9 protein-coding genes and 1 tRNA gene are annotated in these 12,702 nt (G+C 61.9%); 2 read left to right on the top strand and 8 right to left on the bottom strand.

Translation table 11 applies throughout. The annotated features are described in order from the left end of the window. Window positions 1-213 precede the first annotated feature (213 nt). Genes cyoD through cyoA form a run of 4 tightly spaced genes read right to left on the bottom strand, consistent with a single transcriptional unit; the run spans window position 214 to window position 4,230 of the window. Window positions 214-555, bottom strand: coding sequence for a cytochrome o ubiquinol oxidase subunit IV (gene cyoD / locus AC5P7I_RS06345; protein WP_005415725.1), 342 nt, complete (start codon window positions 553-555; stop codon window positions 214-216). After that, entirely contained in the window at window positions 555-1,193 is a 639-nt protein-coding gene (gene cyoC, locus AC5P7I_RS06340) for a cytochrome o ubiquinol oxidase subunit III (RefSeq protein WP_014646393.1), read from the bottom strand. Before cyoC ends, cyoD begins: the two co-directional genes overlap by 1 nt. Next, the gene (cyoB, locus tag AC5P7I_RS06335; protein ID WP_032956371.1) at window positions 1,190-3,187 is read right to left on the bottom strand and encodes a cytochrome o ubiquinol oxidase subunit I; all 1,998 of its coding nucleotides are present in this window, start codon (window positions 3,185-3,187) and stop codon (window positions 1,190-1,192) included. Before cyoB ends, cyoC begins: the two co-directional genes overlap by 4 nt. 2 nt (window positions 3,188-3,189) lie before the next feature. Next, the gene (cyoA, locus tag AC5P7I_RS06330; protein WP_014646391.1) at window positions 3,190-4,230 is read right to left on the bottom strand and encodes a ubiquinol oxidase subunit II; all 1,041 of its coding nucleotides are present in this window, start codon (window positions 4,228-4,230) and stop codon (window positions 3,190-3,192) included. A 355-nt stretch (window positions 4,231-4,585) separates the two neighbouring features. On the opposite strand from cyoA, the gene AC5P7I_RS06325 reads away from it, so the two are divergent. Then, complete coding sequence (locus AC5P7I_RS06325; protein WP_164077117.1) at window positions 4,586-5,221, top strand: GyrI-like domain-containing protein; 636 nt, start codon at window positions 4,586-4,588, stop codon at window positions 5,219-5,221. Window positions 5,222-5,234: 13 nt separating this feature from the next. Beyond that, the gene (locus tag AC5P7I_RS06320) at window positions 5,235-5,570 is read left to right on the top strand and encodes a hypothetical protein (RefSeq protein WP_164077118.1); all 336 of its coding nucleotides are present in this window, start codon (window positions 5,235-5,237) and stop codon (window positions 5,568-5,570) included. A 93-nt stretch (window positions 5,571-5,663) separates the two neighbouring features. Here AC5P7I_RS06320 and AC5P7I_RS06315 read toward each other — a convergent pair. From AC5P7I_RS06315 to AC5P7I_RS06300, 4 genes are all read right to left on the bottom strand, one after another. Then, window positions 5,664-5,739, bottom strand: a tRNA-Thr gene (locus tag AC5P7I_RS06315). An 85-nt stretch (window positions 5,740-5,824) separates the two neighbouring features. Further along, a complete protein-coding gene (locus AC5P7I_RS06310) occupies window positions 5,825-6,151 on the bottom strand; it encodes a hypothetical protein (protein WP_041863164.1) in 327 nt (108 codons plus the stop codon). After that, complete coding sequence (locus tag AC5P7I_RS06305; protein WP_227863666.1) at window positions 6,148-7,098, bottom strand: RHS repeat domain-containing protein; 951 nt, start codon at window positions 7,096-7,098, stop codon at window positions 6,148-6,150. Before AC5P7I_RS06305 ends, AC5P7I_RS06310 begins: the two co-directional genes overlap by 4 nt. A gap of 28 nt (window positions 7,099-7,126) precedes the next feature. Further along, window positions 7,127-12,514 (bottom strand): RHS repeat domain-containing protein, encoded by a 5,388-nt coding sequence (locus AC5P7I_RS06300; protein WP_142234421.1) that lies wholly within the window; start codon window positions 12,512-12,514, stop codon window positions 7,127-7,129. Window positions 12,515-12,702: the final 188 nt, after the last annotated feature.

Genomic DNA, 12,702 nt, shown 5'->3' with positions numbered 1-12,702 from the left:
CCATGCCGGGTGGGATCTCTTGCACAGGCAAGGGCTCTGACCCCATCCACGCATGGCGTGGATCTCCTGGTGGAGCCGGCCGCTGGCCGGCTTCGCGTAATTGCCGGCCAGCGGCCGGCACTACCAGCCTGGTGGGTGCACGAAACGCGCAACCACAGCAAACAGAAAGGCCGCCCGAGGGCGGCCTTTCTGCGTGGCAACGTCGCGAGGACGTCAGTGCATCATGTGCACGTTCATGTTGTGCATGACCCACAGGGTGCCGATCACGATGATGCCGATCACCACAACGGTGAAGGCCGCAGCGTTGACGTTCCAGCGGCTTTCCGAAGAGCGGTCCAGATGCAGGAAGAACACCAGGTGGACCAGCATCTGCAGCACCGCGGTGACCGCTATCACCACACCGTTGACGGTGCGCGAGAAATCACCCGACATCACCATCCAGAACGGGATGACGGTCAGCACCACCGCCAGCACGAAGCCGATCAGGTACGACTTCACGCTGCCGTGGCTTTCGCCGCCGGTGCCGTGGTCGTGTGCGTGGTTGTCATGTGCCATTACAGCGCTCCATTGAGGTAGACGACGGAGAACACGCCGATCCAGATCAGGTCCAGGAAGTGCCAGAACAGGCTCAGGCACGCCATGCGGGTCTTGTTGGTCGGGGTCAGGCCGTACTTCTTCAGCTGCACGAACATCACCAGCAGCCACAGCAGGCCGGCGCTGACGTGCAGGCCGTGGGTGCCGACCAGGGCGAAGAACGCCGACAGGAAGGCACTGCGGTCCGGACCGTAGCCCTGATGGATCAGGTGCTGGAACTCATAGACTTCCATGCACATGAAGCCGAAGCCCAGCAGCCAGGTAACCGCCAGCCACAGGAACATCTGGCCAACCTGCTTGCGGTGCATGGCGATCATGCCCAGGCCGAAGGTCAGCGACGAGGTCAGCAGCAGCGCGGTTTCCCACGCCACGAACGGCAGTTCGAACAGGTCCTTCGCGGTCGGGCCACCATCGGTACCGCCTGCCAGCACCACGTAGGTGGCGAACAGCGAGGCGAAGATGAGGCAGTCGCTCATCAGGTACACCCAGAAACCGAAGACGGTGTTGCCGCCGGTGTCGTGGTGCTCGTGGTCGTCATGGCCATGGGCCGCCGCGTGCGCGGCGTGCCCGTGGCTCAGGGTCGAGGTATTGGTGCTCATGCCTTCAGCTCCGACTTCACCAGGCCCTGGGCTTCCAGGTGCTTGCGGTGTTCGTTCTCGATGCGTTCCACCTCGGCGGCCGGGACCCAGTAGTCCACGTCCTGGTCGAAGGTGCGGTAGATGAACGTGGCGATCATGCCGACGAAGCCGACGATGGCCAGCCACCAGATGTGCCAGATCATCGCGAAGCCGAACACCAGGCTGAAGGCACCGATGACAACGCCCGTGCCGGTGTTGCGCGGCATGTGGATGTCGGTGTACTTGGCCGGCTTCGGCCAGGCTTCACCGCGCTGCTTGCGCTCCCAGAAATCGTCCAGCTCGGTGACTTCCGGCAGCGTGCCGAAGTTGTAGAAGGCCGGCGGCGAAGAGGTTTCCCACTCCAGCGTACGGGCATCCCACGGGTCGCCGGTCAGGTCGACGGTCTTCTTGCGGTCGCGGATCGAGACGGCCACCTGGATGATCTGACACAGGATGCCGGCGCCAACGATGAAGGCACCTGCGGCGGCGATCAGCAGCAGCGGCTCATAGGCCGGGTTGACCGTGCTCTGCAGGCGACGGGTCATGCCCATGAAGCCCAGCACGTACATCGGCATGAAGGTCACGTAGAAGCCGATGAACCAGCACCAGAACGCGCACTTGCCCCAGAACTCATTGAGGCGGAAGCCGAACATCTTCGGCCACCAGTAGGTGATGCCGGCGAACATGCCGAACACCACGCCGCCGATGATGACGTTGTGGAAGTGGGCGATCAGGAACAGGCTGTTGTGCAGCACGAAGTCGATGGCCGGGATCGCCAGCATCACGCCGGTCATGCCGCCGATGACGAAGGTGACCATGAAGCCGATGGTCCACAGCACCGGGGTGGTGAAGTGCACGCGGCCGCGGAACATGGTGAACAGCCAGTTGAAGATCTTCACGCCGGTCGGGATCGAGATGATCATCGTCGTGATGCCGAAGAAGGCATTGACGTTGGCACCGGAGCCCATGGTGAAGAAGTGGTGCAGCCACACGATGAACGACAGCACGCCGATGCAGGCGGTGGCGTAGACCATGCCCTTGTAGCCGAACAGCGCCTTGCGCGAGAAGGTCGCGATGACTTCGGAGAACACACCGAACGCCGGCAGGACCAGGATGTACACCTCCGGGTGACCCCAGATCCAGATCAGGTTGATGTACAGCATGGCGTTGCCGCCACCGTCATTGGTGAAGAAGTGCGTACCCAGGTAACGGTCCAGGGTCAGCAGCACCAGGGTGATGGTCAGCACCGGGAAGGCAGCGACGATCAGCACGTTGGTCACCAGGGCGGTCCAGGTGAACACCGGCATCTGCATCAGCTTCATGCTGGGGGTACGCATCTTCAGGATGGTGATGAAGAAGTTGATACCGCTCAGCGTGGTACCCAGGCCTGCGACCTGTAGACCCCAGATGTAGTAGTCCATGCCGACGCTTGGACTGTATTCGATGCCCGACAGTGGCGGGAATGCCAGCCAGCCGGTGGCAGCGAACTCACCGATCCACAGCGACAGCATGATCAGCACCGCACCGGACACGAACAGCCAGAAGCTGAGCGAGTTGACGAACGGGAACGCGACGTCGCGCGCACCGATCTGCAGCGGCACGGCCAGGTTCATCAGGCCGGTGATCAGCGGCATCGCCACGAAGAAGATCATGATCACGCCGTGGGCGGTGAAGATCTGGTCGTAGTGGTGCGGCGGCAGGTAGCCCTCGGAGCCACCGACGGCGATGGCCTGCTGGGTACGCATCATGATGGCGTCGGAGAAACCGCGCAGCAGCATGACGAAGGCGACGATGAGGTACATCACGCCGATCTTCTTGTGATCCACCGAGGTGAACCACTCCTTCCACAGATAGCCCCACAGCTTGAACTTGGTGATCAGGGCGACGACGCCCAGGCCACCAAGAACCGCGCCGATCAACGTCGTCAGGACGATCGGATCGTGGGGGATCGACTCAAGAGAGAGTTTTCCCAACATGTTCATTCTCCCGAACCCGCGTGGCCGGCATGGCCTGCGTGTTCGTGTTCGTTGGCATCCAGGTTTTCACCCGATTCCTTGGAATCATGCGCATCACTGGGGGCATGGCCCTCGTGCGCTTCATGGGTGGCGGCATCGGCAGCGGCGGCACCGGCATGCGAGTGCTTCATGCCGTAATGCTTGTTGTCGCCCATGTGCTTGGCGATGACCCAGTCGAACAGGCCTTCTTCGGTCTTGCCGAAGTAGGTGACCGGATACCACTCGGCGTTGCGTGCTTCACCCAGCGCCTTGAACGAGGCCTTGTCCAGGGTCTGCTCACCGGCGCGGACCTGGTCCAGCCACTGGCGGTATTCGGCATCGGTGACCGAGTAGGCGGTGAAGTGCATCTTGGCGAAGCCCGCGCCGCTGTAGTGCGAGGACATGCCCGGGAATTCGCCGGTCTCGTTGGCGATCAGGTGGAGCTTGGTCTCCATCGCAGCCATCGAGTAGATCATGCTGCCCAGGTGCGGGATGAAGAACGCATTCATCACCGAATCGGACGTGATCTTGAAGTTCAGCGGCGTGTTGACCGGGAACTTGATTTCGTTGACGACCGCCACCTTCTCTTCCGGATAGATGAACAGCCACTTCCAGTCCAGCGAGATCGCCTCGATGGTGACCGGCTTGACGTCCGAATCCAGCGGACGATACGGGTCCAGTGCGTGCGACGAACGCCAGGTCAGGACCGCCAGCACCAGCACGATCATGCAGGGAATGGACCACACCACCACCTCGATCGCCGTCGAGTGGGACCACTTCGGCTCGTAACGGGCCTTGGTGTTGGAGGCGCGATACTTCCACGCGAACGTCAGGGTCATGATGATGACCGGGATGACGACCAGCAGCATGAGCACGGTGGCCGTGATCAGCAGGGTCTTCTCATCCTGGCCGATCTGGCCCTTCGGACTGAGGATGGCCACCGCATCGCAACCGGTGAGCATCACCAGCAACGACAGCAGCAGGCCCGGGCGCAACCAGCGCCCAAGGGTTTTCAACGGAATCATCGGTCGATCCAATTGCGAGGGAATGCCGTTCCCCGTCCCTGCCTGTTCCGGCCAAAAGCCGGTCCCACCGGTCCGGAAGACAGGCAGGGAGGTGGGGTCGAGTCAGCCTTTCAATTTTAGGCCGTCACCCACCATTTAAGAAAGGCATTGACATTGATCGAGCGCAGGAAAGGCCCGATTCTGGCTGCGACACGTTGTCGCACCGCGCAGGTGTGACGGGCCCATGACCCAGGACTGCGTGCCGGCCCCGCGCGCTCGTGGGGCCATTCGCCCTCGTTCGGCAAAGTCACCTGAACCGGTTCAGCGTACTGGCGGGTGCCTGGCGTGGGATGCTCTGCACAGGAGGAAGCCCCCGATGGACAAGATCGACTTCAAGAAGCGCGACCGGGCGCTCTATCAACCGCCCGCCGGCAGGTTCGTACCGGTCGATGTGCCGCCCCTGCCCTACGTGATGGTCGATGGTCGCGGCGACCCGAACACGGCCCCCGCCTACCTGCAGGCCGTGCAGTGGCTGTATTCGGTGAGCTATGCATTGAAGTTCGCGCTGAAGGCCGAAGGGCGCGACTACGTGGTGCCACCGCTGGAGGCGCTGTGGAGCGCCGAGGATCCGGCCAGCTTCATCGCGCGACGCAAGGATGAGTGGGCCTGGACCGTAATGATCCGCACGCCTGAGGATATCCGGCCTGCGCAGTGGCAAGCGGTGATCAGCAAGGCGCGCGCGAAGCTGGGGGATGCGCCACCCAGCCTCCGCCATGAAATCCTTGCCGAGGGCCCTAGCCTGCAGACCTTGCACGTGGGCGCCTACGACGACGAAGGCCCCGTCCTGGCGCATCTGCATGAGGAAGTGATGCCCGCACTGGGTTACACCTTCGCCGGCCCCCATCATGAGATCTACCTGAGCGACCCGCGCAGGACCGACGCGGCGCGGTTGAAAACCGTGCTGCGGCAGCCGGTGCGGCCGATCAAGCCTGATGAGGATTCCGGCACATGACACAAGGAATGCCATGCACCTGATCAACCGACTGCTGCACTGGACCACCCTGCCCGCCGGGCGCCGCCTGATGGCCGTGCTGGGTGCCGCGCTGGTGATCGTGCTGGCCTGCAATCCGGATCTGCTGCCGTTGTTGCCGGTGGTGGATGCGCTGGGCCTGGACGTACTGATGCTGTTGCTGGGTGCGCAGGTGGTGGCGGTCCTGCCTTGGGTGCGGGAGCGGGCCGCGCGTGGGATCAGGGTGCTCGCACACCTGCTGACCGGTGCATCGGCGGGAGCAGCGGGTGGTTATCTCCGGCAGCTCGCGTGGTGGCTGGCACGGGATGCGGGGATGACGAGACGTTGCTGAAGGCTTGCAGCCTTCAGTGAGGTCACCATCCTATGATAACCGGCGGGCGCAAACAAAAAGCCCCGACCAAAGGCCGGGGCTTTTCACTACAACTGGTGCCGGAAACAGGAGTCGAACCTGCGACCTACGCATTACGAATGCGCCGCTCTACCAACTGAGCTATTCCGGCCTAGCTGGACATTGTAGGACTACAAGCAACATGCGGTCAATGGCTGCGCATCTACCCTCTTCATGGGCCAACAAGCCGCTACCAGCTACTGATAGTGGCTTTCACGGATGACCTTGGAACATCGCTGGTCGAGATCAACATGAAATGACTTCAGTCCACCTTCTGGCAGCAGAACCCTGTCATGGACGTGCTGGACTGAGAAGCCAATATCTGCGGTGCCGGAAGACTCCTCCGCAATGCGATACATCTCCCGTTTCCATCCCCTCGTCTCTTGGACGTAAGTCTCGATTGTCGTCACGCATCTTTCTAGCCCTTCCAACCCCTTCTCACCTCGGGGCTCCTTCGCTGCACAGCCGCCTGCCATCAGCAATGAAAACAGCAGCCCCACTTTCAAGATGACTGAGCGTTTCATCTGCGTCCCTCCATGATAGGTACGAACTCATAACCCTCATGACTTCTAATCATCCCAGGCACTCCCATTTCTTCAAGGAACTGATAGTCATACCCGTTAGCTGCAGGGCGATAACCCTCTTCCCGAGTATTCGGGTGAGTATGGAAGAATCCTATAACTCGGCAACCACACTGAAACTCTGAAGGCTTGAAAAGCACATCCTGCCCCATTTGAGCACGAGTACCAGGTTGAGCACGAATCAATTGAGGGGCGCCAACCAGGTTCGGAGCCACGATCCACCCTCCTTGTTCCCGCTTCAGCGATCCAGGTTGCCCCCACAATACAGTTGGCGCATCGGGGTTGGAGTCCTGCCAAGCTCGCTCCATCTGCCGCTTCAGCCCAGGATCTCTCGTCCAAGCAGGATCAGTCGATTGCGGAGAGCGACCGTAACTTGGTGACGCCGAAGTTGACTGCCTGCTTCCCACTGCCCCCGTGCCCATCGTTCCTCGACCTGCAGAAGAACCACCGTATGCCCCCTGCTCCAACTGGCAGTCAGTGTCTTTGCCACATGCTCGCCGGCCATCGGGATCAAAGTAGCGATATGGGTTCGAATTGGCATACCTGTAGCGTCCGAATGCTCCCACCGAATCGCTTTGGGGCGACACCGGATCCACACTAAGGAACACACCAAGGATTGGATCCATATACCGCTGCTGCATGTAACTCAAGCCCGTCGAAGCATCACTCACGTGCCCTGCATAGCCAGGCCCATCAGCAACGGACCCACCAACCACGGCGCCATAGGGCTCATAGGTGGTACGCCGGATAACGCTGCCAGCCGCGTCAGTCTCAGCGACCGGTGACCCTAACGCATCGGTATGGATATAGGTAATCGTCTCCGCAGCAGCCTGATTGAACAGTCCACCCAGAATCAGCGCGGCCCCACCTACGGTTCGACTCACCAGCATCTTCATTCCTGCGTTCATCGCGCCCACCTCAGTTCGACCAGGCCGAGCACGCCTGCGCGTTGCAGGCACGCACCTTGTAACCACCCTGGCAGCGCGTATCGAGGTCGTAGCCGATGCCTTCTGCCCTATAGGTCGCGCCGCCGCTGCTTGAACGCATGTTGTAGTAGGTGGCACCCGGCGACGCATTCCAGATGACCGAGCAGATGTTGGGGCCGCTCTTTACGATCCTCACACCCGTAGGTACGGCCGGCGCACTGGAAATCGCAACCAGGCCAGCAGCAGAACTGGGGCTGCAGCCTGCGGGATTGCAAGCACGACCACGGTAGTAGAAGTTGCCTCCGCCGCCCTTGCTGAGGGAAACGGCTCGATCCCCCGCAATCAGCGACCAGTTGGCGCCGTCAGTACTTTCGTCGATTTCATAGCGCGTCGCGTCCGCCACTTCCAGCAGGGAGATCGAGTAAGCCGCGCCGATTCCCACCCCATCCGGCACGCGCAGAACCGGGGTCGCCGGAGGACCAATCACGCGCACGCCCGCTACCGCGGACCACGGTCCGCAACCGGCGACATTGCAGCCACGCACCTGGTAGTCCCACTGTCCCGGCCAGCGGCCGCCTCGGGCCACGGCGGTCGCACCGTCTTCCTGGGCGAGTCCGAAGCCACCCCCATTGAGCTGCTCCATCAGCTGATAGCTCGTCGCTGCGGGGATTGCGCCCCACCACATGCTCACGGTTGAACTGTAGCTCACGCCACCGAGATTGATCGCCGTGGCTTGGACCGGTGGCAATGTCACGACGATACTGCCTACGGCGCTTGACGCACTGCACCCGGCGTCATTGCATGCAAAGGCACGATAGGCGTAACTGCCGGCGATTCGTCCGCTGATGGCCAGTTGATTCCCACTGATCCGGTTGATCTCAGTCCATGCTGCTCCGTTGAATTGTTCTTCAATGCGATAGCTGCTGGCCTGTGCCACGCTCGAAACAGAGACGGCGTAGCTGCCGTTGTAGCTCGCAGCAGGTACCGACAGTGCGGGTACGGATGGGGCATACAGCGCGGTAATCGCCGCTTCGGCCGAGTAGACGCCGCAGCCCTGTGGATTGCATGCTTTGACCCGATAGCGATAGGTGCCTGCCGGTTTGCTGGTCACTTGATAGGTGCGGCCAGCACCATCAAAGACCACGCTCCATCCGCCACCCACGGCCTCTTCAAGCACAAAGCGGGCGGCACCCTGTACCGCTGACCAGCTCAGGAAATAGGTTCCGTTGATACCTTGCGCCGGTGCAGTGATCACCGGCGCAGCGGTGGGAGCAAGCTCCACCTGGATGGAGGCTTCCACACCCCAAGCACCGCAGACAGTGCCATTGCAGGCACGGCCACGATAGCGATAGACGCCGGAGCTTCGCCCGGCCAGCGAAACGTTCAGCGCAGGCCCTTGATAGACAGCCTGCCAGTCACCGCCACCCGACTCCTGCACCTCGTAACGCTGCGCACCGGCAACGGCTGTCCACTGCACCGCAAACGCACCGTCCGCGCTGTAACCCGGAACCGTTACGACCAGTGCTGCAGGCGCGATATCCACGGCACGCTTGGCAACAAGGCTGCCGTTGAGCTGGATATAGTCAAAGCCCTTCGCCTGGCGCTGATCGTGCTGATAGCGCAGCACGCCATCCTGCCCATAGAGGGAACGAATGTTGCCATTGGGCGCACTGGCCAGGGTGCGGCGTCCATGCGCGTCGTACTGATAGGCCTCCTTGCCATCGACCTCGCGCAGGCGATTGCCGTAGTCGAACCGGAACGCCACGCCATTGCGGATCTTCAGGTTACCCTGGCTGTCATAGCCAAGCCCGGTCACGGTCGCACCACTGCCGACATCCCGCACGTTCGTCAACCGATTGTTGAAGTCGTACTCAAAGGACTGCCGCCGTGCACCAACGCTGGCGGTGACGATATTGTCCAGAACGTTGTACGCATAGCTTGCGTTTCCGAAGCTGGCCGCCGTCACCGTGGTCAGACGATCCAGGCCGTCGTAACGCATGTCGCGGTTTCCAGGGGCTGCCGGCAGGCCGTCACTGATGGCCGCCACATTGCCATTGGCATCGTAGTCGTAGCCGTCATCGATGACCTTGCCACCTGCACCACTGTCGGTGCTGCGATCGGGCAGGCCGCGCGCGTTCTGCGTCATCTGATGCACGACGCCGTTGCCATAGGTGAAGCCGCTCATGCCGCCGTTCGCGTAATAGCGCACGTTGGTGGCGAAGGCTCCGGCTCGCGTCGGCTGCCCCAGCGCATTCGGGCCGTAGTCGATCGTCAGGCCGGACGGCTGCACATGGGTTGCCAAGGCGCCGTTTGCATCGTAGCCATAGCCCAGCGCCCAGGCCTCGCCACCGTCGTAGGCCACGCTCTCGGACGTGGGCAGTCCACGCAGATTGTAGGTGTAGTCGTTAGTGGTGACGGCGCCGTTGTTGCGCGTCTGCACACGCTTGACTTTCCCGCCCGGCCAATAACTCCAGTCCTGATCACCCTGGCCATCAGAGAAACGCAGGGTCAGCAAGCGATTCATGCTGTCGTAGCTGCGGTCAGCCCGCGAAGGCGACGCATAGGCAGCGTCGCTGTCACACTGAGGGCCCAGCAACGTCAGGCCCGAGGCAGACCAGAGCAGATTGCCTGCAGCGTCATAGCCCATGCCGGTCGCACCGGTCTCAGGCTCCATGCTCTTGCACAGCCGCTGGGCGCCGTCATAGACGTACTGGCGCCGTACACTGACGCTGCCATCGTAGTTGCGCCTCAGGATCGACAGCGGTTTGCCCAGCGTGTCGCGCTGAATCTCCGTCACTACCCCTTCCGCGTGGAGAATCCGGATGGGCGTGTCCTGGCTGGGCTTGCCGTACATCAAGTAGTCGGTGGTGGTGGCAATGCCGCGCGGATTGGTCACCCTTACGCTGCCTCCGCCGATCTGCTCGGTGGTCGTGACAAGCCGGCCCAGTTCGCTGTCCTGCTCGCTGCGATTGGGGCGCCCGAGCGCGTCATAGCCGGTATGGGTGCCGGGCAGCGCCGAGCGGAAGTCGGACGCCGCGCGCGTCGGATAGGAGGTAAAAACCAGGCGCCCATTGCTGTCATAACGGGTCACCGTCTGGCGCAATGTACCGCCACGGTCCGCAGCGTCGAACGACTCTTCCAATACTGGGCGCCACAACCCATCGTAGTACGTCACCGCGCGTGCGTTGCCGGTACTGGACTCGCGCTTCCAATGTCCCGCTTCCAGCCCGATCTCCGCTCCCGCCACCTGGAAGAATCGCGTTGTAGAAGGATTCCAGGCCACGCTGTCATTGGCGGCCTGGGTCGCCAGTACGATTCGGCCCATCCCGTCGTAGTCGAAGCTTCGGCTGGCACCATTGGGCTCCACCGCTGCGCGCACCCAGCCATTGTCATCGACCTGCAGCGAGGCACTGCTGCCGTCCGGGTACGCGACACTCTGCGGCAGGCCACGCTTCCAGCTGCCAAGCGCAATGGCATTGCCCTTGCCATCGGCCACGGAGGCGAGCGTGCCATCGGCGTGATAGCCCAGCGTCTGCTGCAACGCGCCGAAGGCGTAGGTACGTTGCGGGCGCGCCATCGAGTCGAACTCGGTGCGTTCGGTCTCAATCTCAACGCCGCCAACGCTCTGTGTGCTGCGCGCAACTTGGCTGAGTATCCAACGACCCGTGTCGTCGAAGTAGGTGGTTCTCAGCGTTCGCGCGCGCCCCAACGAGTTACTCTCGGTCTGCACCACCGGCCGCACATGCGCATCGAACTGATCGGTCGTATTGACGAAGTTGACGCCATCCTGGCTGAGCACAGATTGCTTCAGGGGACGAATCTTGACGGCGAAGGGATCATCGGCCGCGGTCATCGAACCGTAGCTGTCCGGGAACGGTCCGGCCTGGACCTCGTCCGAACTCATATAGGTATTGGTGATGACCTGGACGATCTGACCGTCCGGCGCACGCACCGCCTCCTGCAGCAACTGCCCCTCGTTCTCGTCGAGTTTTCGTCCGAACACACTGTGACGGCGCGTACCATCTGGCTCCACAATCGTCGACACTGCGGAGTTGGCCAGGCCCGAGTCATATCCGCCCGACTCGTACGTCCAGGTCAAACTGCCCAACCCGGGCCCCGTCAGCGTCTTGCTGGTGATCGCGAAGAGGTCGAACGCATTGGAGGCGCGTTGCGCGTAGCGCCCACCGCCCATGTCTGCGCAAGCGGTACTTTTTACACCCAGCCGGGTGCGGCGCAGGTACTTGAACTCAAACTGTCCACGCGTTCCTGATGGATGGGTCGCGATCAGGGTGAATCCAGACTGCTCGAACGTGGGCTTGATGCAGAGCTTCGGTTCACCATCCCAGCTCTGATACTCCGGGTTCAGGCCCCCGAATCCGCCGTCCTGCCAGCTGTACTCATAGCCGAAGCGAGCACCATCCGGCTGCTGCACGGCACGCAGCGCAGGCCAGCGTGCGAATCCCATTGCACCGGAGCCCTCGTTGTACTCATAGCTCCAGGTACGGCCATTGGCTGTTGCACTTGCAATACGGTCCCCGGCATAGGCAATGGAGATGGCGCGACCATCACTGCCGCGAATGCCAACCAGCTTGTCGCCCGAATAGTCATAGGCTACCCAGTTGCCGTGGCGATCTTCGACCCGACTGGCCATCAGCAGAACACGCACCAGTTTTGAACCTACGCCCTGGCCGAGATCCATGAAACCGGCTGTTCGTTCAATACCCACATTGAAGAAGTAGCGATTCCCCGATGCATCCACGCCCAGGAATCCCTCACCGGGATAGCCATTGGCCGTCGAGCCCAGGCAACTGAGGCGCATGTTGCCCCGAGTACCCCAGCGATAGGTTTCACCGTTGGTGGGTTTAGGGTTGGAGGCGTTGGCGATCAGCAGCATCTCCTGCTCGCCCTGGTCGGGGACACGCACCTGCACGCCGGTCCATATCTCGAAGGTGCCCACGCCGGTACGCGTCTTGGGGTAGAAGGTCTGCGAGCAACGCTGGGTGGCGCCATTACCCGACTCGTTCCACTTCCAGATGGAGTCGAAGGTGGCGTGCATGTAGGGGACTTCGATGTCCCAGCTGCCGAATCCCCCCAACGGCTGCCGGTCCTTGAAGGACTGCACAGCGAGACGACGCTGCAATCGCACCGGCAGCGCGTTGTTGCCTGGCAAGTCGATGTCGGTAACGACAAATTCGGTCGACCCCGAGCTGGGGCTGATGCTATCCCCGAACAGGCTCGAGGTCAGCGGTGCCAGCCCCTCGCTGTTCTTGATCTTTTTGTAGTACTCGGTATGCGGGGTGACCGGGCTACTCGCCCAGGTCCACCCGGATGACACGACCAATGCCGCGCCCAACAACGCCTGCCACTGCCAGATACGCATGGAACATCCCTTTGTCCAATTGCGTCGGCAATCACCAGACGATCGGTAATCCACCGACGTGTGCTGGCGTCATGTTCCGGCCAGAAAGCAGCTGCGCCGTCCCTTGCGCCCCCTGTACTTCAAGGGAGGACAAGCCCCCCCTTCACGACAGCTTCATATGATATTCACCCAAAGTAAATACCCCAGGT

This window comes from Stenotrophomonas sp. YJH_SMC_138, assembly GCF_059369855.1.
The sequence above is the reverse complement of the archived record's forward strand: the minus strand, read 5'-3'. Positions and strand labels throughout refer to the sequence as shown.